17 protein-coding genes are annotated in these 16568 nt (G+C 32.8%); 11 read left to right on the top strand and 6 right to left on the bottom strand.

The window, feature by feature from the left end:
• Nucleotides 1-217 precede the first annotated feature (217 nt).
• The 4 genes from DR871_RS15680 (at nt 218) to DR871_RS15695 (ending at nt 3475) form a co-directional block, all read left to right on the top strand.
• Nucleotides 218-718, top strand: coding sequence for a hypothetical protein (locus DR871_RS15680; protein ID WP_129752556.1), 501 nt, complete (start codon nt 218-220; stop codon nt 716-718).
• A 162-nt stretch (nt 719-880) separates the two neighbouring features.
• Nucleotides 881-2134 (top strand): peptidase T, encoded by a 1254-nt coding sequence (gene pepT, locus DR871_RS15685; protein ID WP_113667088.1) that lies wholly within the window; start codon nt 881-883, stop codon nt 2132-2134.
• Between the two features lie 4 nt (nt 2135-2138).
• Complete coding sequence (locus tag DR871_RS15690) at nt 2139-2723, top strand: YdeI/OmpD-associated family protein (RefSeq protein ID WP_113667087.1); 585 nt, start codon at nt 2139-2141, stop codon at nt 2721-2723.
• Nucleotides 2724-3022: 299 nt separating this feature from the next.
• Nucleotides 3023-3475, top strand: coding sequence for a hypothetical protein (locus tag DR871_RS15695; RefSeq protein WP_129752557.1), 453 nt, complete (start codon nt 3023-3025; stop codon nt 3473-3475).
• Between the two features lie 81 nt (nt 3476-3556).
• On the opposite strand, the gene yajC is transcribed toward DR871_RS15695, so the two are convergent.
• The 3 genes from yajC to DR871_RS15710 form a co-directional block, all read right to left on the bottom strand.
• Complete coding sequence (gene yajC / locus DR871_RS15700; protein WP_113634394.1) at nt 3557-3829, bottom strand: preprotein translocase subunit YajC; 273 nt, start codon at nt 3827-3829, stop codon at nt 3557-3559.
• Between the two features lie 30 nt (nt 3830-3859).
• Nucleotides 3860-4771, bottom strand: a complete 912-nt coding sequence (gene nusB, locus DR871_RS15705) for a transcription antitermination factor NusB (RefSeq protein WP_113667086.1) — start codon at nt 4769-4771, stop codon at nt 3860-3862.
• A 185-nt stretch (nt 4772-4956) separates the two neighbouring features.
• On the bottom strand, nt 4957-6063 hold the full coding sequence (locus DR871_RS15710) for a Glu/Leu/Phe/Val family dehydrogenase (RefSeq protein ID WP_113667085.1): 1107 nt from the start codon (nt 6061-6063) through the stop codon (nt 4957-4959).
• A gap of 200 nt (nt 6064-6263) precedes the next feature.
• Between DR871_RS15710 and DR871_RS15715 the strand changes: the two genes are divergently transcribed.
• The 4 genes from DR871_RS15715 to DR871_RS15730 all read left to right on the top strand — a co-directional run bounded on the left by DR871_RS15715 (nt 6264) and on the right by DR871_RS15730 (nt 10914).
• The gene (locus DR871_RS15715; protein ID WP_113667084.1) at nt 6264-8024 is read left to right on the top strand and encodes an ABC transporter ATP-binding protein; all 1761 of its coding nucleotides are present in this window, start codon (nt 6264-6266) and stop codon (nt 8022-8024) included.
• A 71-nt stretch (nt 8025-8095) separates the two neighbouring features.
• Nucleotides 8096-8476: a PUR family DNA/RNA-binding protein gene (locus DR871_RS15720; protein ID WP_099715976.1), complete on the top strand. Its 381-nt coding sequence runs from the start codon at nt 8096-8098 to the stop codon at nt 8474-8476.
• A gap of 94 nt (nt 8477-8570) precedes the next feature.
• Nucleotides 8571-9395: a sulfurtransferase gene (locus DR871_RS15725; RefSeq protein WP_113667083.1), complete on the top strand. Its 825-nt coding sequence runs from the start codon at nt 8571-8573 to the stop codon at nt 9393-9395.
• Between the two features lie 598 nt (nt 9396-9993).
• Nucleotides 9994-10914 carry a hypothetical protein gene (locus DR871_RS15730; protein ID WP_113667082.1) on the top strand — a complete coding sequence of 307 codons (921 nt, stop codon included), beginning with the start codon at nt 9994-9996 and terminating at the stop codon, nt 10912-10914.
• A gap of 1 nt (nt 10915) precedes the next feature.
• Here the strand turns inward: DR871_RS15730 and DR871_RS15735 are convergent, their stop codons facing one another.
• Nucleotides 10916-11251 carry a tRNA-binding protein gene (locus tag DR871_RS15735; RefSeq protein ID WP_113667081.1) on the bottom strand — a complete coding sequence of 112 codons (336 nt, stop codon included), beginning with the start codon at nt 11249-11251 and terminating at the stop codon, nt 10916-10918.
• 409 nt (nt 11252-11660) lie between these two features.
• On the opposite strand from DR871_RS15735, the gene DR871_RS15740 reads away from it, so the two are divergent.
• The 3 genes from DR871_RS15740 (at nt 11661) to DR871_RS15750 (ending at nt 14679) form a co-directional block, all read left to right on the top strand.
• Nucleotides 11661-13214: an FMN-binding glutamate synthase family protein gene (locus DR871_RS15740; protein ID WP_113667080.1), complete on the top strand. Its 1554-nt coding sequence runs from the start codon at nt 11661-11663 to the stop codon at nt 13212-13214.
• A 6-nt stretch (nt 13215-13220) separates the two neighbouring features.
• A complete protein-coding gene (locus DR871_RS15745; RefSeq protein WP_113667079.1) occupies nt 13221-13610 on the top strand; it encodes a GreA/GreB family elongation factor in 390 nt (129 codons plus the stop codon).
• Nucleotides 13611-13800: 190 nt separating this feature from the next.
• Complete coding sequence (locus DR871_RS15750; RefSeq protein WP_113667078.1) at nt 13801-14679, top strand: alpha/beta fold hydrolase; 879 nt, start codon at nt 13801-13803, stop codon at nt 14677-14679.
• Between the two features lie 112 nt (nt 14680-14791).
• Here DR871_RS15750 and DR871_RS15755 read toward each other — a convergent pair whose 3' ends face one another.
• Together DR871_RS15755 and DR871_RS15760 are read right to left on the bottom strand one after the other, a co-directional pair.
• The gene (locus DR871_RS15755) at nt 14792-15724 is read right to left on the bottom strand and encodes a peptidylprolyl isomerase (RefSeq protein WP_113667077.1); all 933 of its coding nucleotides are present in this window, start codon (nt 15722-15724) and stop codon (nt 14792-14794) included.
• A 162-nt stretch (nt 15725-15886) separates the two neighbouring features.
• Nucleotides 15887-16423 carry a lipocalin family protein gene (locus tag DR871_RS15760; RefSeq protein ID WP_113667076.1) on the bottom strand — a complete coding sequence of 179 codons (537 nt, stop codon included), beginning with the start codon at nt 16421-16423 and terminating at the stop codon, nt 15887-15889.
• Between the last annotated feature and the right edge of the window lie 145 nt (nt 16424-16568).

A 16568-nucleotide genomic window follows, 5' to 3' on the forward strand; every position in this document is an offset into this window, starting at 1 on the left:
TCATTTTGCCAAATCAAAAAGTGGTTATAAACATATTTTATTTGGCTTTAGCCAACGAAGAAAATGCCAATAAAGAATCCTTTTCTTTCTATCTATCTAAAATGATACAATTATAGAAGAAACACTTTAGATTAACCGATCGAATCGTTTTATAAAAATTACATTTTTTAATTAAATATTTACTCCCATGAGATTGAAAATTACAACAACGCTTTTTTTGTTTTTTATAGTTCAGGTCTTTTTTGCACAAAAAGTAAAAAATGAAACTATAAAAGTGGATGCAAAAAATAATGTAATTCCAGCAGTTAATTCAACTCAAATTGCAGCAACAGCAACGGCAATAAGCAGTAAAACCAAAGAAGATACAAAATACTTAAATGACCAACTTAAGTCCGAAAAGAAAGCTTTAAAGGAAGCTAAAAAAATTGAGAAAGAACAAGAGCGTTTTGAAAAAGAAAAAAAGGACTTTAACAAAAAGCAAAGCCGAATTTTTTCCGGAGAGAAATCCGTTCGGAATATAAAAGATAAAATAAATAAGTCACAACGAAACTTGATTACAAGCAAGGAAAAATTAGATAAGAAAATTGCCAAAGGCAGCCTTTCTTCTACTCAAATTGAAAAAGAAAATATAAAGATCAGTAAGCAACAAATTAAAACCAATAAACTGGAAGAAGATCTTGAGAAAGCTGAAAAAAAATTAAATAAAGTAAGAAACTAAATTTCAACCACCTTTGGGTGGTTTTTTTATGACTACTCTATTCCGTTGCAAATTAGCATACAATCCTTCTTTCATTCAAAATTACATTAAACAAAATTTAGTCTTTACTTTACTTCTAAATCCTCCTAAAAAAAAGATTATATTTGCATAAAACAAAGAAAAATGCAACATATCATAGACCGTTTCATCAGTTATGTAGTTATTGATACAGAATCTGACGCCAATTCAGAAACTACGCCAAGCACAAAAAAACAATGGGATTTAGCTAATAAACTAGTTGAAGAATTGAAAACTATTGGAATGCAAGACGTTTCAATAGATGATAAATCATATATTATGGCAACGTTGCCTAGTAATGTAGCGCATGATGTACCTACAATTGGGTTTATTTCACACTTTGACACATCTCCAGATTTTTGTGGTGCAAATGTAAAACCGCAAATAGTCCCAAATTATGATGGTAAAGACATTGTATTAAATGCGGATAAAAACATTATCCTTTCCCCTAATTATTTCAAAGATTTACTGCTTTACAAAGGACAAACTCTAATCACTACAGACGGCACAACCCTATTAGGCGCCGATGACAAAGCCGGAATCACGGAGATTGTCACCGCTATGGAATTCCTCATCAAAAATCCTGAAATCAAACACGGAAAAATCAGAATTGGTTTTACACCTGACGAAGAAATTGGTCGTGGCGCCCATCATTTTGATGTAGAGAAATTTGGAGCGGATTGGGCCTATACAATGGACGGAAGCCAAGTAGGAGAACTGGAATACGAAAATTTTAATGCGGCTGGAGCCAAAATTACTTTCAAAGGAAAAAGCGTTCATCCTGGTTATGCCAAAGGTAAAATGATTAATTCCATGTTGATTGCAAATAATTTCCTAAATGAATTGCCCTCTGGAGAAACTCCCGAAGAAACCAAAGGATACGAAGGTTTTTTTCACGTGCATCACCTAACAGGAAGTATTGAAGAAACTGTTTTGGAACTTATCATTCGCGATCATAACAAGAAAAAGTTTGAAAAACGAAAAGAACTAATTGAAAAAATAACCAAAAAAATCAATAATAAATTTGCAAAACAATTTGGTGAAGATATTGTTACTGCCGAAATAAAAGATCAATATTACAATATGAAAGAAAAGGTTTTGCCTGTAAAACATATTGTAGATATTGCTGAAAAAGCAATGAAGGAGATTGGAATCAAACCGCTAATAAAACCTATTCGTGGTGGAACTGACGGTTCTCAATTATCGTATAAAGGTTTACCTTGCCCAAATATTTTTGCTGGTGGACATAATTTTCACGGAAAATATGAATATGTTCCTGCTGAAAGCATGCAAAAAGCAGTTGAAGTTATTGTAAAAATAGCCGAATTGACTGCACTAGAAGTAGCTATTAAAAAATAATCTATTGGAATGCTCAAAAGCGACTCACATTTGGGATAAAAACAACAGTTGGTTAGAAGAATTAGAATTTCTAAAATCAATTATTGTCAAAACTGAACTTGAAGAAACTAGCAAATGGGGCGGAATTGTTTATGTCCTCAATGGCAAAAATGTAATAGGAATTGCTGGATTCAAAAATTACTTTGCCATTTGGTTTTTCAACGGTGTCCTATTGGAAGACAAAAAAAAGTTGTTAGTGAATGCACAAGAAGGTGTTACAAAAGCATTGCGGCAGTGGCGTTTTAAATCAAAAGAAGAAGTCAATGAAGGTGATGTCCTGAATTATATAAAGGAAGCCATTGAAAATGAAAAGCGAGGAAAAACGAGTAAGCCTGAAAAGAAAATGCCAATTTTATCCGAGTTTTTCCAAAAAGAATTAATTGCCAATCAAAAATTAGCAGCGGCTTTTCAGAAATTCTCAGCGTACAAGCAATATGAATTCATGGAATATATTGAAAGTGCAAAACGAGAAGAAACTAAACGTTCCCGGATTGATAAAATCATCCCAATGATACTCGATAGCATTGGTCTTAATGACAAATACCGATAAGATTAAGTCCCATTACTGAAATTTCAGGAATGGGACTTTTTTTATTAAAAAAAATCAAACTTAGCAATGATTTACTTTACTAATTGATGCTAAAATTAATCTCTAATTTCTGCTTATATTTTTTAGTTGGCTTACTTCGTTGTCATGTATTCGTACAAATTTAGATTCAAATAAAGAAAAGCTTAACATTGGACAATTGATTAAATCACTATATTTACTTACAATAACTTAACAATTTATTAAAACAAGAAGAAACATTAGTTTTAATAAAGCAAAATCTAATACTAAAAACACAAACTATGATACAAAAAGAAGAAGAAGAAGAGACGATACAACCGTCTTTGGAAAAACCTGAAGTTGTAAAACCAACCCGAACCAGAAAACCAAAAATTATTAACCCTGAAGTGGTACCTGCCGAAATTATCGAACCTGAAAATGAAACTGTAATCACTGAAATTATTGAAGAAATGATAACCATTTCTGCTGAAAGCAACGATGATACTGCTGCACAACCAAGTAAAAAGGACACTAAAAAAGACACTAAAAAGAAGATAAAGATGAAAGATAAAGACAAGAAAAAGGTTAAAAAAGCTGACGCAAAAGAAAAAGCAAAGCAAAAAGCAAAAGCCAAAAAGGCAAAAAAAGCGAAAAAGGACAAAGCGAAGAAAGCAAAAGTAAAAGCGAAGATCAAAGCTAAAAAAGCCAAAGCAAAATCTAAAAAAGCAAAGAAGAATAAAAAGAATAAAAAATAATATTATTCTTTTTTATGCAAAAAAAAAGTCTCAATCCGAATATTTTCCGGTTGAGACTTTTTTTAATTTATAAAATGAAAATTATTTTTTGTTCAAAATAGCACTCATTTCCATAGAAATCGCAGAACGCTCCATTTTCAATTTTCCTGACATCGTTTCTACAACAACAGTTGTATCTGCAAGCTCAGAAACTTTTCCGTGAAGTCCACTTTTGGTGATGATTTTATCACCTACTTTTAGTGTACTTTCAAATTCTTTTTCTTGTTTTGCTTTTTTCTGTTGTGGTCTGATCATAAAGAAATAGATCACCACAAACATTAATATAAACGGTGCAAATTGAGTTAACTGTTCCATAATTTTGATTCTCTTTTTATTTGTTAATTATTACATTAGACCACGACCGGCTTTTATAATTCTTTTGCTGGTTTGCAGTTCTTTTACTAAATTGTCTAAAATTCCGTTGATAAAAATACTACTTTTTGGTGTAGAATATTCTTTGGCAACCTCTAAATATTCGTTAAGTGTAACTTTTACAGGAATAGAAGGGAATTTCAAGAATTCACAAATTGCCATTTTCAGAATAATAGTATCAATCTCGGCAATTCTCTCACTGTCCCAATTAGGCGTTTTATCTACATATTCTTTAGCTAATTCTGATTCGTTAAGCACTGTTTTTCTAAACAAATCTTTCACAAAATCTTTGTCCTCATTGTCTTTATACAATTTTGGAACTCGGAAATTATCATCTTCACCAGCCTTAATCGCTTTCAATTGCTTGATAATATGTGTATTCACTAACGGAATATCATCAACCCAAGTCAATTTATCATCCTCAAGATAGTCATACAATTTCTCGTTTGGAACAATAACTTCCATGAATAAATCAACGATAAACTGTCGGTCTTCCTCAAACGTGTTCACGTCATTACTCATGTATTGCGCATACAATGGACTCGCCTTGATATCATTCAAAAGCAATAAAATATAATCGTCGTTTAAAGTCCAATTATTGATCTTACGGTTTTCCAGAGCAATACTTAATGAATTATTTTCGGAAAGAATTTGAAAAATCCTGTTTTTGATGAATTTTTCGTTAGGCTTGCGTTCCTCAGGAGTTGCAAGATGTTTCAAACTTGATTTGTGCAAAAAGATAGTTTCTGTTTTGCAAATTTCAATCAGCGAAGAAAGCATTATAAGGTATAAATCTTGAATATTGTCGATACTGTAAAAAAGGAATTTTTCTTCTTTTTCCAAATTATCTGAACCGCTTTGATGCATCGCATAAATGGACTGCATGACTTTAACGCGAATGTGTCTTCTATTTACCACCTTGTAAGAACTTTTATTAATTAGGGTGCAAAAATAAGTATTTCATTTTTTAAAATAAAATATATAATCGCTTATTTTACTGCAATCAATCAACAGTACTCAGTAAATGCTACTAAAACATCCCCTGAATACTGATAATTGAGCACTGAAAACTACTTTTTACTGTTCTCTATTTTTCTTTGATTGATTCTATTTTGGGCAATAGTCAAAGCAGCATGATGTGTTGTCATGTTGTTAGCAATTGCAAAATCAAAAATCTCCAATGTTGTGTTATAGATATTTTCTGTTTTACGCATGATTTCTGCTTTGTCATAATGCGCTAATTCAGCGTAAACATTGATGATTCCACCTGCATTAATCAAGAAATCGGGAGCATATAAAATCCCTCTTTCCTGTAAAATTGCACCGTGAACATTCTCATCAGCTAATTGATTATTAGCAGCTCCGGCGATTACTTTTGCTTTAATTTTATAAACTGTATTGTCATTTAAAGTTGCTCCCATGGCGCAAGGCGCATAAATATCAACATCTGCACTGTACAAATCGTCTCCTCTGAAAATTTCTGCATGGTACTTCGCTCCTACTTCATTCAGTTTTTCTTCATTGATATCAGCAATAGTAACGATTGCTCCTTCTTTGGTCAAATAATCAACTAAAGTTTCACCAACATGACCAATTCCTTGAACCAATACTTTCTTGCCACTCAAAATATCAGAACCAAATTGTTGTTTTGCAGCTGCTTTCATTCCTAAATATACTCCGTAAGCCGTAACAGGCGACGGATTTCCAGAACCACCTCTTGATTCAGAAATTCCGGTAACATATGGTGTTACATCTCTAACGATATCCATATCTGCGGTTTCCATTCCCACATCTTCAGCAGTAATATATCTTCCGCTTAAACCGTGTACAAATTCACCAAACTTGCGCATCAACTCGGGCGTTTTTTGCGTTTTTGCATCTCCTATAATCACAGCTTTACCGCCACCAATATTTAATCCTGTAATCGCTGCTTTAAAAGTCATACCGCGTGAAAGACGCAAAACATCATTTAATGCTTCCCATTCATTGGCGTAATTATACATTCGCGTACCTCCTAAAGCTGGACCCATTACCGAATTATGAATACCAATAATTGCTTTTAAACCTGTATCTTTGTCGTTGCAAAATACAATTTGTTCGTGATCATCAAATGATAATTGACCAAAAACGGGATCCATTTTTTGAAGTTCCTTTCCAGTTGTGAAAGCTGCATTCATAGTGTAAGTTTTTATAGTGATAAATTACGAATTCGTCAAAAAGACATTTCAAATTTACATAAAATATAAATATGCATCAACATTTTGTCTAAAATTTGTTAATTCATCAATTAGAGTAATCGAAAATTTATCGGTAAAAATAATAAAAACAAATTTTTAACTTAGAAATAAAATCATTTCAACACAGAATATCATAAAAAATGAAAGAATTACGTTATTTAAATAAATACTTCGTCAAATACAAATACAGTTTCTTACTGGGAATTATTTTTACCATTATTGCACAGATTTTCATGCTTTTCACCCCAAAGTTGATCAGCAAATCTTTCAAGGTAATTGAGGCTTTTGCCAAAGATAAAACCATAGCCAAATCAGTCATTCATGAGGAATTAATTTCGAATATTTTACTGATTATTGCCACAACAATCATTGCCGGATTTCTTACTTTTTTGATGAGACAAACCTTAATTGTCATGTCCCGACACATAGAATTCGATTTGAAAAACGAAGTTTTCCGCCAATATGAGAATTTATCTCAAAATTTTTACAAGCAAAATCGTACCGGAGATTTAATGAACCGCATCAGCGAAGATGTTTCAAAAGTAAGAATGTATGTGGGTCCTGCGGTAATGTACACGATTAATACTGTTATTCGTTTTGCAATCGTAATTGTCTATATGTATAATGTATCCCCAACTTTGACACTTTATACGCTGTTACCTTTACCCATTTTATCGTATACAATTTTCAAGTTAAGTTCCGAAATCAATATAAGGAGCACCATTTTTCAGCAATATTTATCTAAAGTTTCCAGTTTTTCGCAAGAAATATTTTCAGGAATCCGTGTGATAAAAGCGTATTCACTGGAAGGCCAACATCAAAATAACATGGTGAGCTTAGCCAATGAAAGCAAAAGTAAAAGCTTGAATTTAGCCAAAGTACAATCCTTATTCGGTCCTTTAATGTTAGCGCTTATCGGTATCAGTAACTTGGTGGTAATTTATTTTGGAGGTTTAATGTACATCAACGGTTCCATAAATAGCATTGGAACCATTGCTGAATTTATTTTGTACGTCAACATGCTGACGTGGCCTGTAGCTTCACTTGGCTGGGTTTCTTCGATGGTTCAGGAAGCAGAAGCGTCTCAAAAAAGATTAAATGAATTCCTTAAAATTGAACCGGAGATAAAAAATAAAAACGAAAATAAATCCATAATCGAAGGCTCGATCTCTTTCGAAAACGTAAGCTATACATATGAGGATACTAATATCAAAGCGTTGCAAAACATATCTTTCACCGTTAAAAAAGGAGAAACTTTAGCTATTTTAGGGAAAACAGGATCTGGAAAATCTACCATTTTATCCTTAATTTCCAGAATGTATGATGTAACCGATGGAAAAATAACCATTGACGGAAGTGAAATAAGCAACGTCAATCTTTTTGATTTGCGAAACAGCATTGGTATCGTTCCGCAAGATGCGTTTTTATTTTCAGACAGTATTAAGAATAATATTATGTTTGGCAAGGAGAATGCGAGCATCCAAGAAGTGGAATCAGCAGCAAAAAGTGCCGTTGTTCATGATAACATCATGGGCTTTAATAAACAATACGAAACTGTGTTGGGTGAAAGAGGAATTACACTTTCCGGAGGTCAAAAACAAAGAGTTTCCATTGCCAGAGCCATTATTAAGAATCCTCCTATTTTACTTTTTGATGATTGTTTGTCGGCCGTTGATACGGAGACAGAAGAAGCGATATTGAATAACCTGCACGAAATTTGTAAAGACAAAACAACTATAATTGTAAGCCACCGTGTGTCATCAGCTAAAAATGCTGATAGAATTATAATTATTGATAAAGGACAAATCATCCAACAAGGTTCTCATAATCAATTGATAAATCAAGAAGGGTATTATGCGGCTTTGTATTTGAAACAACTTTCAGAAAAAGAAATGCTATAATTGTTGTATAATACATATTTTTTATAGATTTTTGGGTACTAGTTAACAACCATAAATTGATAGAAAGGATTATGAGAGAACATGACATGTTAGAAAAAGAAGAGATTTTTTCTAAAGTTTTAAGAGCTGGAAGAAGAACCTATTTCTTTGATGTGAGAGCGACAAAAGCAGATGATTATTACATTACCATTACAGAAAGTAAGAAATTTACCGAAGAGGATGGATCTTTCCATTTCAAAAAGCATAAAATTTATTTATACAAAGAAGATTTCGCTGCTTTCGCAGAAATTTTAGGAGAAATGACATCTTACGTTTTGAACCACAAAGGCGAAGAAGTAATCTCAGAAAGACACCAAAAAGATTTCAAAAAAGAATATGCATCTGAAAAATCAGATGATGAAATTATACCGCAAACATCAACTTTTACAGATATAGAATTTGATGATATTTAATTTTTAGTTACTTACTTACCAATAAAAAAGTCCAAAAGTCATTTGATTTTTGGACTTTTTTTGTACATTTCACTAAACAGTAGAAACAACTAAAATGACAGAACCAATCGTAAGTACAGCATGGCTTCAAGCAAATCTAAAAGATCCAAACTTAATACTCCTCGATGCCAGTTTCAAAGAGAAGCAATCCAATATAGAAACAGATCTTGAAAATATTCACATCAAAGGCGCTCGTTTTTTTGATATAAAAAACACGTTTAGCGATACCAATAATCCTTTACCCAACACGATTCCTAATCCTGAACAGTTTGAATTTGAAGCCAGAAAACTAGGGATTAACAAGAATAGTATCGTTGTAATTTATGACAATCTGGGCGTTTATTCCAGTCCAAGAGCATGGTGGTTGTTTAAAGTAATGGGACATCAAAATGTTGCTGTTCTGGATGGCGGTCTACCGGAATGGATTAGTCAAAAGTATCCCGTTGAACCAATACCGGAAATTCTAAACTATACTATTGGGAATTTTGAAGCCAAATTTGATCCAGAATTGGTCAAAAGCAAAGAACAAATTTTAGAAAACATACAAACTAAAGACTCGGTTCTGATTGATGCTCGTACGGAAAACCGATTTAAAGGAATTGGCAGTGAACCCAGACCCGGATTGCGAAGTGGCCATATTCCCGGCTCCCTAAATATGCCATACACACAACTTTTAAGAAACGGCAAATTTTTACCAAAAGAAGAATTAGTCAAAATTCTGAAAACTGACAGCAGACCTCTAATATTTACTTGTGGTTCCGGAGTTACTGCCTGCATCGATTTAATTGCTTATGAATTGATTGGTAAAAATCCCAAATCCGTCTACGATGGTTCTTGGACAGAATGGGGACAACTGGAAAATCTTCCAATTGAAAATTAAAATGTATTATTTTTTAATACTAATGGTACGAATTTTTTAAATAAAAACTGATTTTAAATTGTAAATCACATTACGACCGCTAATTCCGGGAGTAATTTAAAAAATAGTGTGTTATAAACAGCTTAACAAAGAAATTAGCATTCATTATTATACAATGTCAGTACGTTTTTAATTTAAATGGAATAACTAACTTCCTTGCTTTCTAGCGAAAATAAGCCACAAATTCGTGCTAATAAATTTATTCTTTCCAAATAGTAAATTAACTATTTAAAAATTTCAGCATCAAATCTGAGCTTAACTATTACCGAAATTCATGCAATTCTCCTCTTTAAACGGAAGTTAAAAGATTGTTTTCCAGATAATTTTACATGTTATTTAATTACATTTATCCAATACTTACAATAATGAAAATCTACGTTCAAATATTTTTGTGGATTAACGCAGAGCTAAAAGGTAGTGAGAGCCTTTTTTAATAGAAATTTTCAGGGCTTAATCTCATCTTTTTTGAGACTTTATTTAAAATTATTTGAACCTCTGACAAATTATCGTAAAATAGCAATTAAACCGAACGAAAAGCATTTAAAATTACTGACAACACATGAAAGAAGCCAATTCATTATTTAGTTTTTTATACGCCGCACTTTTATCTGAAAAAACTAAAAAAAGAGCTGAAATTTTCTTTGTTTCGTTAGCAATAATAAGTTTTTTATTGCATTTAGCAATCATTGCCTTAGTTGACCTTAAAATTATTTTGATCAATGATTATTCCAAATTATTAAGTAATCCAATATCTGCAATTTACACTCCATTCTCCTTTATTTTGATTTATGAAGTTTACCTATTAGTCTATTATCTTCCTAAATCGACAACTATCTATATTGGCAAACAATATGAAATTATCACTCTAATTATCATCCGAAGAATTTTTAAAGACTTAACCAAATTAGAATTAAACTCTAATTGGTTTGATTCGAAAGCTAATGTGAATTTTACCTTTGACATTGTGTCTACAATAATATTGTTCTTTTTAATATTTATCTTTTACAACCTCAACAAAAAAAATGAAATTAATCAGTCTAAACTCCAAAAAACGTTGGACATCAATTCATTCATAAAGCTAAAAAATATTTTTGCTATCGGGCTCATCCCTATATTTTTGGTGCTTTCAATATACAGTTTAGCCCACTGGATTTACGAAAATTTCTTTTCAATTACGCAAATCGTTGTTAAAATTAAAGACATTAATAAAATTTTCTTTGCTGATTTTTTTACAATTCTGATTTTAATTGAAGTGCTTTTACTATTGTTTTCCTTCTTCCTTTCAGATAAATTCAATAGAGTCATTCGCAATTCAGGTTTTATCATATCAACAATATTAATAAAGCTTTCTTTTGGCACAGAAGGAGTTTTGAATGCAATACTTATTGTAGCTGCAGTATTGTTTGGCGTTATAATCTTAGCTATTCACAATAAATATGAGACCTTAGAGGTAAAAAGAGTCAGTACTTTAGAGTCATAAATCACCCTATTTGCAATCCATTTTCAATTTTAAAATCGGGCGCCAATAAAATCACATCTCCTTCTTCCCCTACTGCACCCAAAACCAAGCATTCGCTCATGAATTTCCCAATTTGTTTTTTAGGAAAATTGATTACCGCTACGATTTGGCGGTTGAGTAAATCTTCTTTCTGATAACGTTTGGTTATTTGCGCCGATGTTTTTCGGATTCCGATTTTGGTTCCAAAATCAATCGTTAATTGGTACGCTGGTTTTCTTGCTTCAGGAAAATCATTTATTTCTAAAATGGTTCCCACACGCATTTCTACTCTTTCAAATTCAGTCCAAGTCAGTTCCATCTAATTTTGATTTAATTTTGATTTAATTTCGAATTATAAAGTTACATTTTACAAAATAAAAAACTACTCATTATAAGAAGATATTTACTAATTGAAAGCAATCCTAAACTAATCTGACGTGTTAAATACACGTTAAACGTCTTAGAACTAAAAAAAATGAGTGTATTTTTGCAGTGCGAAATTTAATTTTCATGAAAATCTTTCCAAATACAACACCAACTTGCACCTCTCTTTTTAAAGAGATTTTCGTGCTTGGTGCTAAGTTTTCGCATTCAAAAGCCTTTGTTGATTAGACCTTCGTCTATATAACAACAAACTACTACTTCGAGACGAAGGTTTTTCTTTACACCATTTATTTAATCTGAAATTTTAAAAGTTCTCTTTTTAAAATTCAATATAATTTTAAAACATGTTTTTAAAAAAATTAGCAGCGCACCAAATTATTTGGGCGTCTACCCTTTCGTTTCTAGTAATCAGCAGTGTATTAATTTATTTCGATTATCTTGATTATTTATTTTTGGCTGTTCCACTTTTATTAGTCTATTTACTAATTTCAGATACTTTTCAATCCAAGCATACCGTTAAAAAAAATTACCCAATTGTGGGTCGATTCAGGTATTTCCTAGAATCTTTTCGTCCGGAAATGCGTCAATATTTTTTTGAAGGCGAATTAGACGGAAAGCCATTTAATCGCAGACAACGCACAATCGTTTATCAAAGAGCCAAAAATGTAAAGCAAACTATCTCTTTCGGAATGCAGGATGATCCAAACAGAATTGGTTATGAATGGGCGGCGCATTCTATTTATCCAAAAAGAGCCGACAAACAATTTTTCAGGACCACAGTAGGCAACAGCAAGTGTTTGCAACCGTATAGCGCCAGTATTTATAACATTAGCGCCATGAGTTATGGCGCATTGAGCAAAACTGCTATTTCTTCTTTGAATAAAGGAGCTCAAAAAGGTGGATTTGCGCATAACACAGGCGAAGGAGGAATCAGCGATTTTCACTTAGAAGGCGGTGATTTAATTTGGCAAATCGGAACAGGATATTTTGGATGCAGAAAAGATGATGGTACTTTTTCGGAAGAATTATTTACAGAAAAAGCCAACTTTCCACAAGTTAAAATGATTGAGTTGAAACTCTCGCAAGGAGCAAAACCCGGGCATGGAGGATTATTACCCGGTGAAAAAAACACGCCTGAAATTGCTAAAATTAGAAATATCCAGCCTCACATTGCAGTACATTCTCCTGCGGGACACACTGCTTTTTCAAATAGCACTGAATTATTGCTTTTTTTGAAGAGATTAAGACACTTGTCAAATGGAAAACCTGTTGGATTCAAAATTTGTATTGGTCGCCAAGATGAATTTATTGACATCATTAAAGCCATGAAAGAAACAGGAATTATACCTGATTTTATAACCGTTGACGGAGCAGAGGGAGGAACTGGAGCAGCACCTTTAGAATTTATTGATTATATGGGAATGGCACTTTCGGATGCTTTGATTTTTGTTTCCAAAACCTTGCAACAATTTGAACTCAGAGATCAAATTAAAATTATGGCTTCTGGAAAAATCATTACTGGTTTTGATATCGCCAAAGCGATTTCACTTGGTGCCGATGCATGTTACAGCGCACGAGGAATGATGTTTGCATTAGGTTGTATTCAAGCGTTGCAATGCGACAGTGGTAAATGTCCTGTAGGTATTGCAACCCAAGATAAAGCATTATACAAAGGATTAGATATTACCGAAAAAAGTGTTCGCGTTGCTCATTTTCACAACAACACACTAAAAGCTTTTGCCGAATTCATTGGAGCTTGTGGATTTGATTCTCCAAAAGCTATTACTCCAGATGTTTTTTACCGCAGAATTGACCATAAAACGAATGAAAGTTTTACATCACTATTTTTTAATGATTTTAAAAATAAAGCTAAAACCGAAAAAATAAACTTAAATTAAATCGATATGAAACCAATTCCAGTTTTAACAATTACCGATTATAACATTCTTCGCAAATTAGTAAAAAATGCAAAAGACAGCACAAATATTAGAGAGATTGCCTTACTTACACAAGAATTAGATCGCGCAATCATCAAAAAAGAAGGTGTTCTTGACGAGTCAATTATTCGAATGAATTCTCATGTAACAGTCAAAGACATCAAGACAAAACAGCAAATGAATATTCAAATTGTTATGCCTTCACAATCCAATATAAAAGATGGAAAAGTTTCTATTTTGGCTCCTTTATCCGTAGCTATAATTGGATTTAAAGAAAATGACGAAGTGGAATGGCAATTGCCTGCCGGCATTAAAAATTTAAAAATAATTACCGTAACTAATACTGCAAACGACTAATTATAACCTTTTTTAAACACCTCATTTTATGAAGGTGTTTTTTTTCGTTAAGCAAAAACCCTCCCTTTTTATTTTCAAAAACAAATAAAGTTACAACTATTTAAACTAATTCTGTAAAACTTTCTGTGTGAAATAGTTATAATTTTACAAAAGGCGAATACTAAAATTCATCTTTTAAATAGTAATTATTATGGAAATGAGTCAAATGAATGACAGCAAAATGCGCAAAGAAAGTAATTCTGGTATAGACTTGTACATTGAGACAGCGCCTAACGTAAAATTATACGTGAAAGATTATGGTCAAGGAAAACCCGTAATTCTTATTCATGGTTGGCCATTATCGAATGAAATGTGGGAATACCAAATTGATGCTTTAATACAGAATAACTGTAGAGTTATTACCTATGACCGTAGAGGTTTTGGGAAATCATCACAACCTTGGGATGGCTATGATTACAATACTTTGGCTGACGATTTGAAAGCCATTATTGAACATTTAGATTTAGATGATGCAGCGCTCGTTGGATTTTCGATGGGTGGCGGAGAAGTAGTTCGTTATTTCAGTCGTCATGGTGGTAAAGGAATTTCAAAGGCGGTTCTTATTGCATCGGTAACCCCTTTTCAATTACAAACAGATTCAAATCCAAACGGAGTTCCACAAGAGAAATACGACGGAATGGCGGAACAAATTAAAGCCGACCGAATTGGTTTTCTGGATAATTTTGGAAAAACATTTTTCGGCGTGAGTTTCATCAGTAAGCCAATCAGTACTCCATTATTGGATTATTATAGAATGTTGTGTTCTTTTGCGTCACCTCGTGCAACTTTGGAATGTGCCGTATCATTTTCAACAACCGATTTTCGCTCAGAAATGGCATCTGTAAATGTTCCTACCTTGATTATTCATGGGGATGAAGACAAAACTGTTCCCATTGAAATTACGTCTGAAATTGCTGCGAAATTAATTCCGGATAATAAATTTATCGTCTATGAAGGAGCACCACACGGGTTATTTTACATTGAAAAAGATAAATTAAACAAAGATTTAGTTGAATTTTTAAATTCATAAGTAAGTAGCACATTTTATTTTAAAATGGCTACAGCTTTAATTTAATCCACAAAAAAACCCAAAACTTACGTTTTGGGTTTTTTAATTTTATAAGGACTTTGAATAGTTTAAACTATTTAACTTCCATTAATTCTACATCAAAAATCAAAGTAGCGTTAGGTGGAATTGCTCCTCCTGCACCACGAGATCCATATCCTAAATCCGATGGAATCACGAAACGTGCTTTGTCACCTACTCGCAACAACGCAATTCCTTCATCCCAACCTTCGATAACCTGACCTTGACCCAATCTGAATTCGATTGGTTTTTTTCTTGGATACGATGAATCAAAAACTTTACCGTTCTCTAATGAACCTTCATAATGAACAGACACTGTTTTTCCGCTTTCTGCTTTTTTACCTTCACCTCTTTGGATAAATTGGTAACGCAAACCACTTTCTGTTTTTTCAAAACCAGCTGCTAATTTTTCCATAGCTGCTTCCACTTCTGCTTTAAGAGCTGCATCACGTTTGTTACGAGATCCTTTAAAAGTGATGAAAGCTTCAATTGCATTCCAATTTTTAGCTTCTTCACCTTCTCTGATGATTTCCAAAGACTCTAAAACATCTCCTTGCTCTACAGCATCTACCACATCCTGACCTTCGACAACATGGCCAAAAACAGTATGTTTGTTATCCAACCAATCCGTTGGAATATGCGTGATGTAAAATTGAGAACCGTTGGTTCCAGGTCCTGAGTTGGCCATTGCCAAAACGCCCGGACGATTGTGTTTCAAACTTGGGTGAAATTCATCATCAAATTTATATCCTGGATCTCCAGTTCCAGTTCCTTGCGGACAACCACCTTGAATCATAAAGTTAGGAATTACTCTGTGGAATTTTAACCCGTCATAAAATTTAACCCCTTGCGGTTTTACTTTGTTTTCCAAGTTTCCTTCAGCCAATCCTACGAAGTTCCCAACAGTTCCAGGAGTCAAATCGTGTGTTAGTTTTACTAAAATAGCACCTTTTGTGGTGTTGAATTTAGCATATATTCCGTTTTCCATTTTTTTTAATTTTTGTTAAAGCGCAAATTTACGAATTAAATTAGACAATTTGAAAATTCTCATTAAATCGATTCACTTAATTGAAGACCATTTTTTAGTGATTGTGCTGAGCCATTTTGGCAAAAAAAGACTGTAAATAATTCACTCTTCTATTTGTAGAAACTAATCGTGTTTTACCCAAATGAGTTCGGAAGTATTGTAACCAAGATCTTTCGCCGTTTTTAAATACGCTTCTTTTACCTCTTGTGGCATTGTTTTATCCCGCGAAAGCAACCACAAATACTTCAGACTTTTCCCTGCAACCAAAGCATATTTATAGTCTGAATCAAGTCCAATAATGTTGTATCCCGAATAAAATGGTCCAAAAAAAGAAACTTTTAATTTTCCTTCCTTTGAATCACCTGCAAACTTCACTTTACCTGTTGATGCTACATAATTGTTCTTTATGTAATTATACCCTCTATTTACCACCTTTATGGTTCCATTCTCGTTTAATGAATATTCTGCTGTTGTATTGTTCAAATTTTTTTCAAAAATAAAATCTAGCCGTGCAATTTCGTACCAGTTGCCTAAGTATTTATCTTTTTCAAAATCTTGAATTACCATAGCGCCCTTAGGTATAGAGCTGCAGGAATTCATAATCAACAGACTTGCAGAGAGCAGTGATATACTTCCTAAAACTCGAATTTTATTTTTCATCATCTTTCATTGAATATCAAAATTCAGAAATAAAAAGTTGTAAATCAATACAATTTAGAATACTTTAGGATTTGCTAAAACAAAACAAACCTCTACATCAGTCATAGCAGTTTTGTTAGTGGTGCTATCTCGCAAAGTCTTTATA

The sequence above is a fragment of the Flavobacterium petrolei genome (assembly GCF_003314435.2).
Classification (GTDB): Bacteria; Bacteroidota; Bacteroidia; order Flavobacteriales; family Flavobacteriaceae; genus Flavobacterium; species Flavobacterium petrolei.

Coding starts and splice junctions, on each gene's coding strand:
- pepT (WP_113667088.1), top strand. CDS start 881: ATGCAACATATCATAGACCGTTTCATCAGTTATGTAGTTATTGATACA.
- DR871_RS15695 (WP_129752557.1), top strand. CDS start 3,023: ATGATACAAAAAGAAGAAGAAGAAGAGACGATACAACCGTCTTTGGAA.
- yajC (WP_113634394.1), bottom strand. CDS start 3,829: ATGGAACAGTTAACTCAATTTGCACCGTTTATATTAATGTTTGTGGTG.
- nusB (WP_113667086.1), bottom strand. CDS start 4,771: ATGCAGTCCATTTATGCGATGCATCAAAGCGGTTCAGATAATTTGGAA.
- DR871_RS15710 (WP_113667085.1), bottom strand. CDS start 6,063: ATGAATGCAGCTTTCACAACTGGAAAGGAACTTCAAAAAATGGATCCC.
- DR871_RS15715 (WP_113667084.1), top strand. CDS start 6,264: ATGAAAGAATTACGTTATTTAAATAAATACTTCGTCAAATACAAATAC.
- DR871_RS15720 (WP_099715976.1), top strand. CDS start 8,096: ATGAGAGAACATGACATGTTAGAAAAAGAAGAGATTTTTTCTAAAGTT.
- DR871_RS15725 (WP_113667083.1), top strand. CDS start 8,571: ATGACAGAACCAATCGTAAGTACAGCATGGCTTCAAGCAAATCTAAAA.
- DR871_RS15730 (WP_113667082.1), top strand. CDS start 9,994: ATGAAAGAAGCCAATTCATTATTTAGTTTTTTATACGCCGCACTTTTA.
- DR871_RS15735 (WP_113667081.1), bottom strand. CDS start 11,251: ATGGAACTGACTTGGACTGAATTTGAAAGAGTAGAAATGCGTGTGGGA.
- DR871_RS15740 (WP_113667080.1), top strand. CDS start 11,661: ATGTTTTTAAAAAAATTAGCAGCGCACCAAATTATTTGGGCGTCTACC.
- DR871_RS15745 (WP_113667079.1), top strand. CDS start 13,221: ATGAAACCAATTCCAGTTTTAACAATTACCGATTATAACATTCTTCGC.
- DR871_RS15750 (WP_113667078.1), top strand. CDS start 13,801: ATGGAAATGAGTCAAATGAATGACAGCAAAATGCGCAAAGAAAGTAAT.
- DR871_RS15755 (WP_113667077.1), bottom strand. CDS start 15,724: ATGGAAAACGGAATATATGCTAAATTCAACACCACAAAAGGTGCTATT.
- DR871_RS15760 (WP_113667076.1), bottom strand. CDS start 16,423: ATGAAAAATAAAATTCGAGTTTTAGGAAGTATATCACTGCTCTCTGCA.